This window comes from Vibrio sp. DNB22_10_4 (assembly GCF_052879755.1).
Map to the genome: position 1 here is coordinate 43,846 of NZ_JBNNXW010000011.1, position 17,783 is coordinate 61,628.

The 17,783-nt window shown below is 46.9% G+C and carries 19 protein-coding genes; 1 reads left to right on the top strand and 18 read right to left on the bottom strand.

What is annotated here, in order from left to right; translation table 11 throughout:
* Positions 1-36 precede the first annotated feature (36 nt).
* Positions 37-222: a hypothetical protein gene (locus ACVA6Q_RS19475; protein WP_112462277.1), complete on the top strand. Its 186-nt coding sequence runs from the start codon at positions 37-39 to the stop codon at positions 220-222.
* 29 nt (positions 223-251) lie between these two features.
* On the opposite strand, the gene ACVA6Q_RS19480 is transcribed toward ACVA6Q_RS19475, so the two are convergent.
* The 18 genes from ACVA6Q_RS19480 to ACVA6Q_RS19565 all read right to left on the bottom strand — a co-directional run bounded on the left by ACVA6Q_RS19480 (position 252) and on the right by ACVA6Q_RS19565 (position 17,782).
* Positions 252-1,613 carry a TRAP transporter large permease gene (locus ACVA6Q_RS19480; protein WP_112462278.1) on the bottom strand — a complete coding sequence of 454 codons (1,362 nt, stop codon included), beginning with the start codon at positions 1,611-1,613 and terminating at the stop codon, positions 252-254.
* A 2-nt stretch (positions 1,614-1,615) separates the two neighbouring features.
* Positions 1,616-2,269, bottom strand: a complete 654-nt coding sequence (locus ACVA6Q_RS19485) for a TRAP transporter small permease (protein WP_446648621.1) — start codon at positions 2,267-2,269, stop codon at positions 1,616-1,618.
* A 75-nt stretch (positions 2,270-2,344) separates the two neighbouring features.
* Complete coding sequence (locus ACVA6Q_RS19490; RefSeq protein ID WP_446648622.1) at positions 2,345-3,343, bottom strand: TRAP transporter substrate-binding protein; 999 nt, start codon at positions 3,341-3,343, stop codon at positions 2,345-2,347.
* Positions 3,344-3,767: 424 nt separating this feature from the next.
* A complete protein-coding gene (locus ACVA6Q_RS19495) occupies positions 3,768-4,880 on the bottom strand; it encodes an ABC transporter ATP-binding protein (protein ID WP_429761185.1) in 1,113 nt (370 codons plus the stop codon).
* 5 nt (positions 4,881-4,885) lie between these two features.
* Entirely contained in the window at positions 4,886-5,743 is an 858-nt protein-coding gene (locus ACVA6Q_RS19500) for a carbohydrate ABC transporter permease (RefSeq protein WP_353498112.1), read from the bottom strand.
* Positions 5,740-6,669, bottom strand: coding sequence for a carbohydrate ABC transporter permease (locus ACVA6Q_RS19505; RefSeq protein ID WP_353498111.1), 930 nt, complete (start codon positions 6,667-6,669; stop codon positions 5,740-5,742). Before ACVA6Q_RS19505 ends, ACVA6Q_RS19500 begins: the two co-directional genes overlap by 4 nt.
* Positions 6,670-6,788: 119 nt before the next feature.
* On the bottom strand, positions 6,789-8,042 hold the full coding sequence (locus ACVA6Q_RS19510; protein WP_042498997.1) for an ABC transporter substrate-binding protein: 1,254 nt from the start codon (positions 8,040-8,042) through the stop codon (positions 6,789-6,791).
* Between the two features lie 139 nt (positions 8,043-8,181).
* On the bottom strand, positions 8,182-9,636 hold the full coding sequence (locus ACVA6Q_RS19515; protein WP_446648623.1) for an ATP-binding protein: 1,455 nt from the start codon (positions 9,634-9,636) through the stop codon (positions 8,182-8,184).
* A 3-nt stretch (positions 9,637-9,639) separates the two neighbouring features.
* The gene (locus ACVA6Q_RS19520) at positions 9,640-10,368 is read right to left on the bottom strand and encodes a response regulator transcription factor (protein ID WP_353498108.1); all 729 of its coding nucleotides are present in this window, start codon (positions 10,366-10,368) and stop codon (positions 9,640-9,642) included.
* Between the two features lie 148 nt (positions 10,369-10,516).
* On the bottom strand, positions 10,517-11,974 hold the full coding sequence (locus tag ACVA6Q_RS19525) for a protein adenylyltransferase SelO (RefSeq protein WP_353498107.1): 1,458 nt from the start codon (positions 11,972-11,974) through the stop codon (positions 10,517-10,519).
* 407 nt (positions 11,975-12,381) lie between these two features.
* A complete protein-coding gene (locus ACVA6Q_RS19530; protein ID WP_353498106.1) occupies positions 12,382-12,672 on the bottom strand; it encodes a hypothetical protein in 291 nt (96 codons plus the stop codon).
* A complete protein-coding gene (locus ACVA6Q_RS19535; RefSeq protein ID WP_446648624.1) occupies positions 12,665-13,633 on the bottom strand; it encodes an OmpA family protein in 969 nt (322 codons plus the stop codon). The genes ACVA6Q_RS19530 and ACVA6Q_RS19535 overlap by 8 nt, the downstream gene beginning before the upstream one ends.
* Positions 13,634-13,681: 48 nt before the next feature.
* Entirely contained in the window at positions 13,682-14,548 is an 867-nt protein-coding gene (gene motA, locus ACVA6Q_RS19540) for a flagellar motor stator protein MotA (RefSeq protein WP_446648625.1), read from the bottom strand.
* A complete protein-coding gene (locus ACVA6Q_RS19545) occupies positions 14,536-15,246 on the bottom strand; it encodes a sigma-70 family RNA polymerase sigma factor (protein WP_446648626.1) in 711 nt (236 codons plus the stop codon). Before ACVA6Q_RS19545 ends, motA begins: the two co-directional genes overlap by 13 nt.
* A gap of 5 nt (positions 15,247-15,251) precedes the next feature.
* On the bottom strand, positions 15,252-15,686 hold the full coding sequence (locus ACVA6Q_RS19550) for a flagellar biosynthesis sigma factor (protein ID WP_446648627.1): 435 nt from the start codon (positions 15,684-15,686) through the stop codon (positions 15,252-15,254).
* A gap of 2 nt (positions 15,687-15,688) precedes the next feature.
* The gene (locus ACVA6Q_RS19555; protein ID WP_446648628.1) at positions 15,689-17,092 is read right to left on the bottom strand and encodes a flagellar hook-length control protein FliK; all 1,404 of its coding nucleotides are present in this window, start codon (positions 17,090-17,092) and stop codon (positions 15,689-15,691) included.
* Entirely contained in the window at positions 17,092-17,394 is a 303-nt protein-coding gene (locus ACVA6Q_RS19560; protein ID WP_446648629.1) for a hypothetical protein, read from the bottom strand. The genes ACVA6Q_RS19555 and ACVA6Q_RS19560 overlap by 1 nt, the downstream gene beginning before the upstream one ends.
* Positions 17,378-17,782 carry a flagellar export chaperone FliS gene (locus ACVA6Q_RS19565; protein WP_446648630.1) on the bottom strand — a complete coding sequence of 135 codons (405 nt, stop codon included), beginning with the start codon at positions 17,780-17,782 and terminating at the stop codon, positions 17,378-17,380. The genes ACVA6Q_RS19560 and ACVA6Q_RS19565 overlap by 17 nt, the downstream gene beginning before the upstream one ends.
* Between the last annotated feature and the right edge of the window lies 1 nt (position 17,783).

Genomic DNA, 17,783 nt, shown 5'->3' on the forward strand with positions numbered 1-17,783 from the left:
AAGAGTTGCATACAAGATTATTAATAAGGAGTCGTTATGGGGGAAAAAACCAAAGTGCCCTTCATTTCTGACACAGTTGAGATAGATGGCATTTTTTACGTTGAGCAACGTGTCGCTGCAGGGGAAAGACGCAAGGTAAAGTCAAAACGTGTTCTGTATGAAAGACGTTTTCAATCCGATCCGCGCGAGAATTATGGTAAGCATATTGATGAGGAGGTCTAACGACCTCCTTTTGCTTTTTTGGTTCTAACTTACTTGGTGATGATTTCCGGGCCCATCAAGGTCGTTGGTAACCAAGTTGACACCCAAGGCACGTAAGTCACGATAATCAGGAACAAGAACATCACGGCCACCCATGGCAGTGCGGCTTTCACTACGCCCATCATCGACATCTTCGCCACGCCCGCCGTCACAAACAAGTTGAGCCCAACAGGTGGCGTTATCATGCCTATTTCCATATTCACTACCATCATAATCCCTAGATGAATAGGATCGATGCCAAGCGCGATAGCAATTGGGAACACCAAGGGTGCCACAATAATCAGTAGGCCTGACGGTTCCATAAACTGACCACCAATAAGCAACAGAACGTTCACCACAATCAGGAAGGTAATAGGTCCCAAGCCCGCAGATAACATGGATTCGGTTATCATCTGTGGAATACGTTCTTCAGTCAGCACGTGCTTAAGGATCAGTGCGTTAGCGATGATAAACAGCAGCATGATGGTGAGCTTGCCCGCTTCAAAAAGCGTGTGTTTGGTGTCTTTGTGCACAAAGGTCTCAAACACTTTAATAAGCACTGGCTTAGTATTTTCTTTATCCGCAAACGGCCCCATATCTTTGTAGATAAAATTGGCAATCAGGAACGAGTAAACCGCTGCCACTGCCGCTGCTTCCGTAGGGGTGAATACCCCGCCGTAGATACCACCAAGAATGATGACTACCAGCAACAAACCCCAACTCGCCTCACGGGCAGAATCAAACACCTCTTTCCAGCCCACAAATGGCTGCTTGGGAAGCCCTTTTACTTTTGCGGCAATGTAGATGGCGATCATCAACATGAGACCCGCTAGTAGCCCAGGAATAACGCCGCCAAGGAACATACGGCCTACTGACACATCGGTTGCAGCCGCATAGACCACCATAACAATGGAAGGTGGAATAAGGATACCTAAAGTGCCCGCGTTACAGATAACCCCTGCGGCAAACTCCTTGGTGTAGCCGTTTTTAATCATACCTGCGATTACGATACTACCGATGGCGACCACCGTCGCTGGCGACGAGCCAGACAGAGCCGCAAACATCATACAAGCCACCACCGATGCCATCGCAAGACCACCACGGAACCAGCCTACCATTGCAATCGCAAAGCGGATAATTCGTTTCGCCACACCGCCCGTGGACATAAAACTGGATGCCAAAATAAAGAAGGGAATCGCCAGTAGTGTGTAGTGACCGGCAAATGCATTAAACAGGGTTTGCGCCACCGACGCCAATGATGCGTCTGAATGCATCAAAAGAAATAGAATACTCGATAGGCCAAGTGATACCGCGATCGGCACCCCGATAAGCATAAAGCCTATCACCATCAAAAAGAGTAATAGAATGTCCATGCTTATTTATCCTTGTCCTTGACGTTATCAAACGCGTTATCTTGCATCTCAGCTTTTAGTGCTTCTAAATCCTCTTCCGCTTCATGGCCTGCGATTAGTCGATCCAGTTTTCCACTAAAGATTTGGTAGGCCGCCTGAGCAAATCGGAAAGTCAGCAATGCCATGCCAATAGGAAGCGCCATATAGGGGATAAATCGAGGCATTTTTTCATAACGCTCACCTTCATTAAGCCAATCAGCTAAGAACTGGAACATTTCAGGCATAGGGATATCATCGGTTTCATACCAAGCTCTCTCGGTGACAAACGGATACCAATAGTTCCATGAGCCGATGAGAAGTAGGACAGAGAATGTTAGACAAGCCAAAACAGACAAGATAGCAAACAGCTTACGGTGCTTCTCCGACACCATATTGATCACCACATCCACACCGATATGGAAGTGTTTCTTCACACCGTAGGACGCACCAACCAGCACCATCCAGGCGAACATAAAGACGGTCAGTTCAAGTGCCCACAAAATGTTGTCGTTAAACACATAACGAGAAATAACATTGGCAAAGGTCAACAGCGTCATCGCACCAAGAAAGAACGCGATCAGCGTTTCTTCAAAGGCATCGGTGACCTTACCAATACGAGAAATAAGAGACTGTTCCATGTGATACATCGCTTTTGTAATAATTGGGACAGGGAGATGGCCTCACATCCGGTGAGGCCATGTACGACTTAATGGTTATTGTTGGTTAGACGCTAGCGCCGCTTCGATAAGATCAGAGCCGATGTCTTTCTCAAACTTCTGCCATACTGGTTGAAGCGCTTCTACCCATTGCTGACGTTGCTCTGGCGTTAGAGTACGCACCACACCGCCCGACTCAACAATGTTGTTCTTGTTGGCTAGGTTTACCTTGGTTGACTCAGCATTACGGGTGTCAGTCACTTCTTTTAGGATTTGTGCAAACTGCTTACGGGTGTCTTCTGGCATGCCATCCCAGAATTCACGAGAAGTCACGACTAGGTAATCAAGAATGCCGTGGTTGGTTTCTGTAACACCGTCCTGTACTTCGAAGAATTTCTTACCGTATATGTTTGACCAAGTATTCTCCTGACCATCAATAACCTTAGTTTGCAGGCCGCCATACACTTCTTTGAACGACATTTTCTGAGGGTTAGCACCCAACTGCTCAAACTGCGCAACCAGTACGTCTGATGCTTGAACACGGAACTTCAGATCTTTCGCATCACTCGGTACCAAAAGCGGCTTGTTCGCCGACATCTGTTTCATGCCGTTATGCCAAAACGCAAGTCCTTGCAGGCCGCGACGTTTCATCGCATTTTTCAGTTGTTCACCCGATTCTGAGTTTTGGAAACGATCCACCGCTTCCACGTTTTCAAACAAGAATGGCAAATCGAAGATGCGGTATTTCTTAGTAAACTTCTCGAATTTAGAAAGTGAAGGAGCGGCAAGTTGAACATCGCCGTTCAAAAGGGCTTCGAGAACTTTGTTGTCATCGTACAGTGTCGAGTTGGGGAATACCTGCATACACGCTTTACCGTTCATCTCAGTATTCACACGCTCTTCGAGCAATGACGCAGCGATACCTTTCGGGTGCTTGTCCGTATTGGTTACATGACTGAACTTGATGACGATTTCACCCGGGTCACAGTTCGCAGCGGCATTGAAGCTAACAAGTGCAAGAGCAGAGACAGACAGTAGGGATAGAGGCTTTAACATTATTATTCTCCTTTGGATTGATGCAGTCCCGTCTATGGGTACTGATGGGCATTAAGGAGCAATAAGGGTGCCAGGGTTTTAAATTTGTTACTTTTCAACAACATAGATTCACAGAGAGTAAAAAGAAATGATTCTGGGGTTGGGGGATGGGTGGAAAGTGACACATTGGGAGATGGGGGATTGGTGGGAAATGGCCGAAAAGTTTTGGTGGGGAGAGTAGAGAAAAAAGAAGAGCACCCCTCCTAGCCTCCCCTTATTAAGGGGAGGAACAGACGGCTCGCTGCCGCATCGCCTGAACTGAATAATTAGCGATGCGACGATAGGAGCTAGCCTATTGTTCTCCCCCTTTATAAGGGGGAGTTAGAGGGGGGTGCTCTTCTTGCTTTTAACTGATTTAAAACGCGAAGCATCAAGCCCCACAGCCCTACACCAACAACCTCTCCTCAGTCACAGCATCAAAAAACACCGCCTTAGACATATCAAAGTACAGCGGCGCTACTTGACCCACACTGGCATCAAACTCAGGAGACAAACGACACGCGACTTCTTGGTCATTGACCTTAACCATAGCGATGACATCAGGCCCTGTTGGCTCCAGTACTTCCAGCTTAAGGTTCACTTGAGTCGCAACGGCCGTCTCTTCTTCCAGCTTTTCGGTGATGTGTTCAGGACGCAGACCAATCACAATCTCATTGCCGTCTTGTGGACGTAATGAGTCAGGCAGAGCAACGACGTGCTGCTGATTGTCACCGGAGAACACACGAATAATCGGCTTATCATTCTCATCCAAATCAACACGTGTCTTGATGAAGTTCATCGATGGTGAACCCATAAATCCTGCGACAAACATATTGTTTGGCTCGTTATAGATCTCTTTGGGTGTGCCCAATTGCTGCAACTCACCGTCTTTCATGACTGCGATGCGATCAGCGAGCGTCATTGCTTCGATTTGGTCATGTGTTACATACACAATCGTCGTATTTAACTGCTGATGGAGACGTTTGATCTGATGGCGCATCTCAACACGCAGTTTCGCATCTAGGTTAGACAGCGGCTCATCAAACAAGTAGAGCTTTGGACGTCGAGCGAGCGCTCGGCCCATCGCGACCCTTTGTCTTTGGCCACCCGAAAGCTGTGATGGTTTGCGGTCAAGAAGATGGTCGATTTGTAGCATCTCAGCAACGCGATTAACTTCGGCATCAATTTGCTCTTGGGGCATCTTGCGAATTTTTAGACCGAAGGCGATGTTGCCACGTACCGTCATGTTTGGGTAAAGAGCGTAAGATTGAAACACCATAGCGATATCGCGATCTTTTGGCTGCACCTGAGCGACATCGCGACCATCAATCACGATTTCTCCTGCACTGATATCCTCAAGACCCGCAATGGTGTTCATCAAGGTCGATTTACCGCAGCCCGACGGCCCTACAAGGATAAGGAACTCACCGGAGTCGATACTGATATCGATACCTTTAAGGGTTTCATTGTCCGCGTTGCGATAGGTTTTGCGGATCTGTTTAAGTTCTAATGTTGCCATGTTGATTATCCTTTTACTGAACCCGCAGTGAGACCGCGAACAAAATACTTCCCTGCCAGTACGTAGACCACCAGCGTTGGCAACGCAGCGATGATCGCAGCGGCCATATCAACGTTGTACTCTTTGACACCCGTACTCGTGTTGACCAAGTTGTTGAGTGCCACCGTTATCGGTTGCGTCTCTGAGCCTGAATAGACAACCCCGAATAAGAAGTCATTCCATATGGAGGTGAACTGCCAAATCACTGTCACCATAATGATAGGTGTCGAAAGTGGCAGCAGGATTTTAAAGAAGATAGTGAAGAAGCCCGCACCATCGAGTTTGGCCGCCTTGACAAGCTCATCTGGCACCGCAATGTAGAAGTTACGGAAGAACAGTGTCGTAAAGGCCATGCCATAGATAACGTGTACCGCTACCAAACCCGCAGTTGTGTTCGCGAGACCTAGCTTTCCAAGTAGCGCCGCCATTGGTAGCAAGATTACTTGGAATGGAATAAAGCACCCGAACAGTAGCAAGCTGAAAAACAGATCAGAGCCTCGAAACTTCCACTTAGTGATCACGTAACCGTTGAACGCACCAAGCAAGGTTGATATTGCCACGGCCGGGATCACCATTTGGAATGAGTTCCAGAAATAGCTCTTCACCCCTTCACATTTCACGCCAGTACAAGCGCTACTCCATGCTTTACTCCATGCGTCAAATACCCACTCTGTTGGTAGCGACATCAGGTTGCCGGCTTTAATATCAGGCAGCGTCTTAAATGACGTAATGGCCATGACAAACAATGGCATCAAGTATACCAAGCAGAAGAAGGTCAACGCCGAGTAGATAAAAAGTCTTGAGAGATTCATCGACGTATTCATGATTTCTTCTCCCTAAGTTCTGAGTACAAGTACGGAACCAAAATCGCCAATATCCCTGCGAGCATCATCATGGCACTCGCTGCGCCGAGACCAACCTGACCACGAGTAAATGAGTGTGCGTACATGAAGAGTGCTGGTAAGTCAGAGGAGTAACCAGGGCCGCCTGCGGTCATCGCAGTCACCAAGTCGAAGCTCTTGATGGCGATGTGAGACGTAATGATGACTGCACTAAAGAACACCGGGCGCAGACAAGGCAGAATGATTTTCCAATAGATAGTTGGCAAATTTGCACCATCGATTTGCGCCGCTTTAATGATCGACGAATCAATACCGCGAAGCCCGGCTAGAAACATCGCCATCACAAAGCCAGATGATTGCCAAACCGCCGCTATCACTAGGGTATAAACCGCCATATCGGAGTTGACCAGCCAATCAAACTTAAAGTTTTCGAAACCCCAGTCATGCATGAGTTTTTCGATGCCGAGACCTGGGTTTAAGATCCATTTCCACGCCGTACCTGTGACAATGAAAGAGAGTGCCATCGGGTAGAGGTAGATAGTACGAATTGCGCCTTCTTGGCGGATATTTTGGTCAAGCAATATTGCGAGTCCCACACCGAGGACAATCGCAATTAGCATGAACAACACGCCAAAAATACCAAGATTGGTAATAGAAGTGATCCAACGGTCGTTCTCCATCAGCTTCTCATACTGAGTAAAGCCGACAAAGTTAAACGAGGGGAGAAAACGCGAGTTGGTTAATGAGATCGCCGCGGTCCAAAAGATGAACCCGTAGATACACACTACGGTAACCAGCATGGTGGGTGCCATGACTATTTTGGGTAGCCAATTTTGAAGGCGATCTACCAAGCTGAGTTTTGGTGCGGACTGCTTATTCGAGTCTTGTGCATTCAAAGCCTGCTCCATAACTTTTCCTTACTGATAACTGCTTTCGGAATTGAGCAAGCGCTAAGGGTGCAAGGCACCGCTCTCTCCCTAATTCAAGGGAGAGAGTCAGCTTTAACGCTTAGTTTAGGAGGAAGTGACTAGATAGCCGCTTTAACTGCTTTCGCTAGCTTTTGTGCTGCTTCTTTTGGATCCGCTTTTGGATCATTAAAGAAGTTTGTGACTACGTCGTAGATAGCACCTTGAGCGTAACTGGTCGTCGACATGCCATGAGCCATACTCGGTACAAGATCACCGGTTTTCGCCGTTGCTTTGAAGCTCGCCATTGAGTCCAGAGCACATTGGTCAAACGCGCTCATGTCCATATCGGTACGAACTGGGATGGAACCCTTGTTGAGGTTGAACACTTCTTGGAACTTCTTATCCAAGATTGTTGCTGCTAGCGCTTTTTGCGCCGCTACATTGCTTTCATCTTTGATTTCAAAGAATGCGAAGCTATCGACGTTGTGTGTGAACTGGCCATCTGTACCCGGAGCTGGAGCACAGATATAGTCTTTACCCGGTACCTTGCCAGCAGCAGTGAACTCACCTTTCGCCCAGTCACCCATGATCTGCATTGCCGCTTCACCATTGATAACCATCGAGGTTGCAACGTTCCAGTCACGACCTGGAGAGTTCGCATCGATGTAGTCATGCACTTTTTGGAACTTGGTGAAGACTTCTACCATCTTGTCACCCGATAGCGTGTCCATGTCTAGGTCAACGAACGCTTTACGATAGCCATCGGAACCTAGTACATCTAGCGCAACCGCTTCAAATACGGTTGCGTCTTGCCATGGCTGGCCACCGTGTGCGAGAGGGATAAAACCTGCGGCTTTGATTTTCTCTGCTGCAGCAAAAAAGTCATCCAGCGTTTTCGGCACTTCAACACCAGCTTTTTGCAGAACTTCTGGGTTAGCCCAAAGCCAGTTAACACGGTGGACGTTGACAGGCACTGCTACGTACTCACCATTGAATTTCATGATGTCAGTCACCATGCTAGGAACACTTTGATCCCAGCCGCCAGATTGTGCCACGCTGTCAAGGTTAGTTAGGAAGCCCAAGCCGCCCCACTCCTGAATGTCATGACCTTTGATTTGTGCCGCTGAAGGTGGGTTACCAGACACTGCGCGCGTCTTAAGTACCGTCATTGCACTTTCACCGCCACCGCCTGCAACAGCAAAGTCTTTCCAAGAGTGACCTTGCTCTTCTAGCATCGCTTTCAGCTCTTGTACGGATTTCGCCTCACCACCAGAGGTCCACCAGTGAAGGACTTCCACTTCACCAGCACTAGACAGCGAAGGTAGGGTGGCAGCAGCGAGGGATAGAGTCAGTAGGGTTTTATTCATTTTCATTGTTATCTTCCATGTATTGGATTAGACAAAGGGCTATTCTTGCCCCTGTTCGATACACAGTGTAGAAAAAACCAGCAATCCTCATTGCAACAAACTGTTAACTCAAAGTAACAAGGATGTTACACTGTGAAATCTATCACTAAGCTTCTAAATTAGGTGGAATATAGACTTTCACCTCTAAACCACCTTGCTCTGAATTTTGTAGCACAAGGTCTCCGCCCAGGCCGTGCAAGATGTTGCGGCAAATTCCAAGACCTAAACCGTGCCCATCTTTATCATTCGCGAGACGAGTATAAGGCTCAAAAACCGCTTCTAATTGCGCTTCTGGAATGCCGTTACCTTTGTCTAGAATTGTGACAACGATCCATGTCGGATTCTCTTCGATGGATACAAAAGCATGCTTACCGTACTTCACTGCATTGTCGATGAGGTTGGTTAACACACGCTTAATCGCCAAAGGTTTAAGTACCACTGGCTCCATTTGCAGCGCCGTAAAACTCACTTGCGTGTGCACCTGATTGTAGGTTTCCGAGACGTTTCTGATCATCTCATTGAGATCGACAAAGTCATTGTTCTCATGCAAGTCCGTATCGCGCACACACTGCAAAGCACCTTTAACCATCATCTCTAAATCATCAAGATCTTGGTTGAACTTGTGACGCTTGGCATCATCATCAAGCAGTTCAGCGCGAAGCCTCAAGCGGGTAATAGGCGTTTTTAAGTCATGGGAGATGGAAGAAAATAAATGCTCTCTGTCAGATACATATTTTCTAATCCGGGTTTGCATGCGATTAAATGCCCGCGTTGCGGTAACCAGCTCTGTTGCACCCTCTTCTTTGAGTGGCGACTGATCAATATCCATGCTCATTTCATTGGCGGCTTTCGCCAAACGTTTCAGTGGTTTCACTTGCGCTCGCACGAGCAAAAATGTCAGAAGCAGCATCAGTGAGGTAAAAATAACCAAAAACACCAACTGATCTTTAGAGAAAAACTGATCATCGAGCTGCATGTAAGGGGAAGGCAGCAAAGCCGCAATATAAATCCACTCACCTTTCTTAAGCTTGAGCTGTACTACCAAAATCGGTGGATCTAGCGGTCCCAAGGTCAACGTATGGTGAGCCCACGACCTCGGTAAATCATTAAGAAAAATATCGTTTTTAAGCAACCTGAGATTCTCAGCCTTTGAGAAATCCACTTTGACCGCTTCGATGGTTGGAAGCTTATCAATCAGCACCCTTTTCACCGACATCATCGCCGCTTCTTTTAGCGGCGTATCTGGAATGGGCTCAACCAACAGCTCTTCATGGTTAAAGGAAACAAAGAAACGAGTTCCCCCCATATTACGGATTTGATCCAGCACGATATGACGGTACTTAATCGGTAACTTTTGAAAAAAGGTCACGGTAGAAGCAAACATAGTCGCCATGCTGGCTGACGTATCGCGAATACCAGAGAGTTCATCCTGCTTGGTTTTCTGATACCAAATGGCAGTCAGAACACTCTGAGAGCAAAAAACTGCAAGCAGAGTCAGCAGTAGCGTTCGAGCGACCAGAGAGTTCGGGCTCAATCGCTTGAACCAGCGTGTTCTAGACATGAATTATTGACCGTATTCCACAGGCACTGAAAGGATGTAACCATTACCACGCATGGTTTTGATATAGTGAGGAAACGCTTTGCTGGTTCCAAGACGATTACGAATACGGCTCAATTGAACATCAATCCCACGTTCATAAGGCAGCGCTTCACGGCCGCGCGTGGCAAAAGAGATGGTATCTCGGTCAAGAATTTCATTCGGACGCGATAGAAACAGCATCAACAGCGCAAAATCACTACCGGAAAGATCGTGGCTGCGCCCATTAGCTCTATTCGTCATTCGGTGAGCAATAGTGTCGAGGTGCCAATCACCAAAGTCTATGGTTCTTGGCGGCGTATCATCATGCTTATCTTCATGAATATGCGCGCGGCGTAACAAAGCTTTAATGCGAGCCATTAACTGTCTTGGACTGAACGGCTTGGCGATGTAGTCATCAGCACCAATCTCAAGGCCAATGATCTGATCGGTTTCATCGGATACTGCGGTCAACATGATGATAGGCACTTGGGACTCGCGTCTCACTCGCTGACATAGGGTAAAACCATCATCACCAGGTAACATCACATCTAGCAAAATGAGATCCGGATACCCCTTGGCTTTGATGAACAGTTCCATCTCAACGCCATCTTCCGCCCCTGAAACTTGAAAGCCTGCTTTAGTCAGATACTCTTCAAGTAATAGACGGATTTCCTCGTCATCATCCACAACTAAAATGTGCGTCTTAGCCTGCATTATGTTCCCTTAAGTCTGCACTGCGATCTCTACAGTGTAAGGGTTTTAGCTAGGAGTTATTATTGATTCGTTTATAAATTTTACTACTTAGTTTTGCTCAAGTTCACAAAAATGACATGGAAGTACCCAATTTGAACGTTTACCTACATTAAGAAGAGCAGCTAATCGCCATTCTCTTGCCCCATTCAGGCGGAAGTTTTGCCAAATGGTTGTACTCGGGCTGTTCATCATAAGGCGTTTTTAACACATCTGCGAGTGTATGAACGAGTGAAAAGTCCCCCTGTTCGGCTTTATCGATGGCCTGCTGAGCCAAGTAATTCCGCAGGATGTACTTCGGGTTTGCTTTACGCATCTGCTCACAGCGCTCAGGTGTTTTGAGAGCCTCTTTTTCACAGCGCAATAAGTACTCACTGAGCCATTTCTCTGCCTTGGTTCTATCGACAAACAAATCAATGATCGAAGCGCTATCATGGCTATCTAAACAAGATAAAGCTCTAAAAAAACGAGTGTAATCGACACCTTCCGACTCCATGAACGCGAAGCTATCATTAAAAAATGCACCATCCTCTGGGTATTTTTCAACTAAGCCAAACTTAGCGCGCATATAGGTGCTGTATTGGCTTTGAAGCCTTGGAGTGAACTGCTCAAGTGCCCGCTCTAAATCTGCACGCACGATAAAAGGAGTGAGCGCCTGCGCTAAAGCGGTCAAATTCCACAGAGCGATAGAGGGCTGATTATTGAACGCATAACGCCCTTGATAGTCTGAATGATTACAAATATAGCCTGGCTCATAATCGTCCATAAATCCGAATGGGCCATAATCAAAGGTTTGGCCGAGTATCGACATGTTATCGGTATTCATCACCCCGTGAGCAAATCCTTTTGCTTGCCAATGGGCAATCATGTCGGCTGTTAATGCAACGATACATTCGAACATCGCAAGATATGGCTGCTTCGTGTGCTGGCATTGAGGGAAGTGCCACTCAATCACTTTATCTGCTAAATGCTGTAAGTGATCGTGCTGCTCGGTATAAAAGAAGTGTTCAAAATGGCCAAAACGAATATGGGTCTCGGCCAGACGAAGTAGTAAGGCGCCTGATTCAACCTTCTCTCGATACACAGGCGTATCTGTGACCATCATGCCAAGGGCACGAGTGGTTGGAATGCCCAATCCTGCCATGGCCTCGCTACACAAATACTCACGAATGGTTGAACGCAGCACTGCGCGTCCGTCTCCCGAGCGTGAGTAAGGCGTTTGCCCTGCCCCTTTTAAATGTAGATCGAATACGCTGCCAGAGTCCGAGATCAACTCCCCAAGCAATAGTCCTCGTCCATCACCTAAATCTGGATTGTAGATGCCAAACTGATGCCCAGCGTATTTCATCGCTAATGGTTTAAATTGTTCAGCGAAGGAGGTGCCAGACAAAATTTTTAAAAGCTCAGAGGATTGATTAGCGTTACCGGGAAAGCCAAACCGTTCAGCAAGTGGTTGATTCCAAATCACCCATCTTGGATTGTCGAGGGGAGTGGGCAAAACATAGCGATAGAAGCCGGAAGGCAAGGTTGTGTATCGGTGAGTAATCGCGATTCGATCTAGCAGCGGCATATCGGTCTCATTACGAGATATCAAAGACAATTGATATGAGTATAGCGACTAGAAGGGTTTAAAAAAGAAACGAAAAGTGTGGGTATTGTGTGTGGCTTCGCCTAGAGGAACGCCCATTTGCGAAGATTGCTGTCTGCGGTAACTGCTAAATACAGAGAATGCAGTGAATCGAAGCGTTTGGGCTGTCCCCTAAGAAGTATTGTTATTAGAGCATCGCAAGAATTGCGATCACTGTACCTAGAGAGAAAAGGCAAGTGCGACTAATAACGCCAAGGTTGGTAGGTTGAATCATTTCTTGATGCATAGGCAATATCTCCTTTTTATTACACTACGATTACAATATAGGCCGAGACAGGCATTTTTACAACATACGTCGCACAATTATTTGAAATTGAGCCAACTTTTTTTCACCAAAACACCGTCAAGACCACAATCACTGACCCTAAGAATGCGGCAAAGCAAATCGGTAATACTAGGTGTTTGTCACGGGATAACGTAATAAACCCCGCCGGTTGTTTCACCACAAAAGTGACCATAAGAAGGTTGTAGACCGCAATCAGCACGCCAATCAAGAAAACATCGAAATAGAGTAAGCTGGTCGCCAGATAGACATAAAAGGCGATCAACAGATAATCAACAACAATGAGCCACGCAAGGCACTTACGCATGTTGGTACTGGGGATCACTAGGTTAGTCATAGCGTTTCATTACCTCGAAAGGCGTGATTGGCTGATTCCTTGTCGCTTCTCGAATCGCCTGCTGCTTTGAACTGTCTATCAGAGAATCGAGCTCTTGCTCATTCAGAGGCGGCTTTTGCTCATTAAAACTGAACGCGGCAAACTCTTTATAAACTTTGTTGAGCTGACGTAGAGTTTCAGCGGTCAAAATATACAGCTCTATGCGTCTATTGATGCCAGACTTTGGGTTATCGAGATCAATCGGTGCCGTATCGCTCATTCCGGATACCTGAAAGATGTGTCGTTCTTGTAGCCCTCCTTTGTCGAGATAATAACGAGCACTGTTCGCTCGATTGCTCGATAGCTCCCAGTTGGTCGTGCGTCCACCTTTAAAGCGGCTTGCATCGGTGTGACCTGTGATGATCATTTTGTTCTCAATGCTGGAAAGTAGCCGAGCCAAGCTGAGTAACAAGTCTTGATAAAACGGTGTGACTTTAGCGCCTCCGCGATAAAACATTGGCCCTTTTTCAGAATCAGCAATCACCAGTTTTAGACCTTGCGGCGTGATGACAACCGCTACGCTACCCAGCGCATCAATACCGCTTAGCTGCTGTTTAACCCGCTCGGCGAGCACTTCAAGTTCTTGTTGACTGTTAAACTCACCGGACAATACCGATGTATCATTAATTCGATGCAGATCGGCATCGTAATGAGAAGTGGCGACCGAAGGCAGTGGCAGCGGATTCACCGAGTTACCGCCGGTTTCCGTTGTGCCATGATGCTGAATCGGATCGTTACCATAAGCAAAGTAGTTAAGCAGCTTCTTCTGATCTTCCACATCGACAACTTGTAAAATCCACAGCACCAAGAACAAGCACATTAGAGAGATCATCAAATCGGCCATCGCAACCTTCCAGCCACCATGTTGCAGAGGATCACGTTTTTTGCGGCCTTTTCTGGCAAAAACAATGGGCTGCTCCATAGCGGCTCCTCCCTTGGTTGGGATTAGGTTGTGAGCGGTTCTGTTGCATTAAGACGGCTGAGAACGCAACACTTCTACGGCTTTTTCCAGCTCAACAAACGACGGTTTATAGCGGGTTTCAATATTTTTCCTACCGGCGTTAGCACACATGTGCGCCGACTGACCTTGAGAGTAAGCAGACAATATCGATTTCACGCACTGCAGTGGCGCAACCTGACTTTCTGACACATCCTTGATGCTGCTCGACATTGGCCCTAAAACACAGTAACAACCAAATACACCAGTAAAGGTTCCCACCAATGCCGCTGCAATGTTTTTACCGATTTCAGAAATCTCACCATCTAAGCCTTGCATGGTTAAAATGATCCCCATCACCGCCGCTAAGATGCCGAGCCCAGGCATTGCCTCAGCGGTAGCATGCAGCTTTTCAGACGGCTTGGTGTATTCGTCTTCAAGGTGCTCAATTTCTTCTTCTAAAAACGCTTCAAGTAGATGGTGTGACTGCTTACCGGTGATCACCTGCCTGAACGAATCGATAATAAAATTAGTGGTCAAGGTATCCTTAGTCACCATAGGATACTTAGCAAAAATCTTACTGGAGTCCGGATTCTCTACGTGGATATCAAGAGCCTTAATGTTTTGCACCCGCGCAATATTGATAAGCTCAAACATCAAAGAGAGTAGCTCTTGGTAGTAGTCTTTATTGTAAGGTGTGGCTCGGAAAGCCAACCCAAGTTGCTGCGTCATTAACTTGAGCGTGCCCGATGTTGTCGACATTAATAAGCTCGCAAAGGCAGCACCAAAAATAATAATGATTTCAGACCACTTAAAGATGAACTCAAATTTACCACCTAGGAAAATAAAGCCACCAAAAATGACGCTGAGTACGACGACAACACCTATCAACTTTTGCATGCGTCACTCTCCCTCATTCTGCTTTTCAGAATGTCCAACCCCCGATGCTTTAATCTATGCACCTTGGTTTCATTGACATCGAGTACCAATGCCACCTCTTTGGTGTTGAGACTTTTGACATACACCAGATACAGAATTCGTTTTTCCATTTCCGGCAAGGTCTCTAGCACCTCTCTGACTTCCTCAAACAGCAACTGTCGGTCTGTTTCCGGCACTGCCGTGACCACATTTTCCAGCTCAATATCATCAAATACATCCACCAGACTCATGGCCTTTTGAAAGTCACTGTCCTCGATACCGAGAAAGTGACAAACTTCAACGGTGGTAGGCTCTCGGTTAAGCTGCTGGACTAGCTTCTGCTGGGCAAACTTAATACGGTTGACGAGCTGACGCTTGTCACGCTCCATATAATCACGCCGCCGAAGTTCATCCACCAACTCACCTCGGATCCTCACTGCGACCGCGCGTCTAAAATCATCATTCGCAACGTGATCAAACTTTCTCAGCTCAATGACCAAGGTCATCATGGCGGTCTGGCGTAAGTCTTCAAACGTCCCTTCGTCGACGGCGTAACGGTATTGGTACAAGAGCCCATTAATAAGCTTTAAGTTTTTCTGCAACACCAACTTCTCAAGCTCTTGAATGCTTGATTCCTCTTCGGTTTGAGTGTGTTGATACTTAGGTTGCAGTAACATCATGCCACCTACTGAAACACAGCCTTAGTCACGAGCACATCGCCCACCTGCAAAGACGCTACCTCGGATAGGTCATCTTTGAGGTCGTCTTGTATCACATAGATAAACTCTTTATTGAAAAAGTACTCCCTGTCTTTAACGCTAAATTTCTTAATGATTCGATTTTTGATTCGACTGCGCTGCTCATTCAAGTAGATCTCATTGTTACTGGGCGTGAACAGTGACACATCCAGCAGCAATAAACTTTGGCGGTTACCCAGATTGATGGGTACCAGCACGTTATCCACCTGAACTTCAACCTGCTCTAAAGGTACATCCACCGGCTCCTCAGAGCCAAACCAACCGCTAATCACCTGCATTGAGAGCATGTTGCTTTGATAAAGTACAAAGCCAGCAAGGCATAGAGTGAGTGTGATTAGAAACGTCACGGCTATTTTTATCATCACTACACCCTCGCAATGTAGGCCGTGTACTCGGGCACATTGGGCGACTCTTCGCCAGAACCGTCCTCATAATCTTGCTCGGCAAAAGAAGGAAGGTATTGCTCGGGGCTTGCAGAGTGATGTTGCTGTGAGAGAGCCACTTCCACGTCAGATAGAGCACTATTTTGCGCTACCAACTCGTGACGAAGACGCTCTGAAGTCGCCATCAAAATTTCTCGTGTCGTAGCCGCTGACGCGCTCATTTGAACGGTCAACTTGTCACCTTCAATTCGGAGCACCATTTCCATACGACCAAGCTCTGGAGGATCAAAACGTATTCGTGCCACCTGAGTGTTCATATCAACCTGGAGCTGAACCTTATCCCTCACTGCTTGGTAGATTTGTCTTTGCGCTTCTATAGGCAGGCTTTTTTCAACCGCCAGATTGGTTGATGTGGCTCGGCTGCCCAGATTATCTATTGCTGAGGCGAAGCTCTCCGCTGATACACCTAAGGTGTTAGTCGATGAGTTAATAGCAGACTGATTATTCATTGGCTGCAACTGGCCAACCACGGCCTTCCAGCTTGCCTCATTAACCTTCAAACTGCTTGGTGTATGGCTTTGCATAGAGCTTGCGTACTGAGCCAGAACATTCACTTCTGCACGAAGCGAGTCAGTGGAAGGTGCGAACAAGGTTTCCCCTTGAAGTCGCTGAACTAACTTGGTTGCATTCGAGTTTGATGTTTGTTGACTCGATATCCCTTGGATCGGAAGAACTGTCTCACCACTGTTTTTCACAGCAGGAACATCAACTAAGCTACTGCTGTACGACAATGAACTGTCCAGCGCGAATGCCACATCCGAAGAAAGCTTAGTTCTTAATGGTGGGGATGTTTCACTCACCGCGGCTTTGTCGCCCTCATTAAGTACCTCGGAGGGGGCAGGTGCCCCGGTAAGCAATGCGCTCTCAATACCAATACTGGTGCCACTGTCATTACTCTCAATAAGGCCAGTAGTGCTCGGCATACTATCGGTTATATAAAAGGACGTCGCTGTCGCTTCACGAGCCAGATTCAAAGTCGTCACTTCAGGAGCGATGAGGTTAAGTTCTGGTAGTATATCGGGGTCGCTAGTGCCCAGTTCGTTACTCGAAGTTTCTTGTGTGATTAGAGATGACAGCTCAGCATCAGCCCCAGCATCGTCGAGAGAGTAAGAAAGTTGCTCTAACGTGTTATAGAGTGTCTGAAATGACTGTGCTAATGGCGTCATTTGCGTGCTACCGATCTCCTTCGCTGAGTGCCAATGATTGCTGTTCGCTAAGGAAGAATACATAAACGAAGAATCATGATAACCAGAGACGGATGTTTCAATGGCGCCAAGCACAGCAAAAAGAGTTCCTTGAGCGTGCGAATTAGTCTGTAATTGCATCATGACTCCCTAGCCCTAACTTGCGTTTGGGCATACGCTTTGTCGCGCGTTTTTAGACTGGCATTGTGTTCAATTTGTTGTTTTAGAGCACTTTGTTCTACATCTACCAACTGAGCACATTGCTGGTGGATTTGTTTCACTTTAACAACCGTCAGGTGATAGCGTTCGTCATGTTGGTCAATACTCGGTAGCACTCGCAGTAGAACTTGGTTCCACTTGGCGATCGACTCAAAGTCTTTTTGCTCCAACGCTTGTTGTAGCTTGCTCGCTAACCCTCGTAGTTGACTAGCTTTGAGCGTCATCGAGCCACTCCATGGCACCTTCCCACCCTTCTTTAAGGTCAGAAACAACCTTGATGAACTGATCAATAAGCTCTGGTTGCATCTCTTTTGAGGCTTCAAATACTGTGGCAATGCCGTGTTCGTAAAGTGCGTGAATGTTTTGAATGAGCGCCTCGCCACTAGTAAGGTCTAAGGATGCGTCCAGACCTACCAAAATATCGATGCACTTTTGCGAGGACTTGGCTTTGAGCTCCATGTCCTTGGTTTCAATCGCGTATTTCACACTCTCCAACTCTTGAATCAATCGCTCGTGAAGCATGCATATCAGCTCAAAACTGGATGACACCGACGCGTTGGCATTCACTTGAACATTGCTGTAGTTTTCTTGCTGTTGTTTGCCTAATAACATG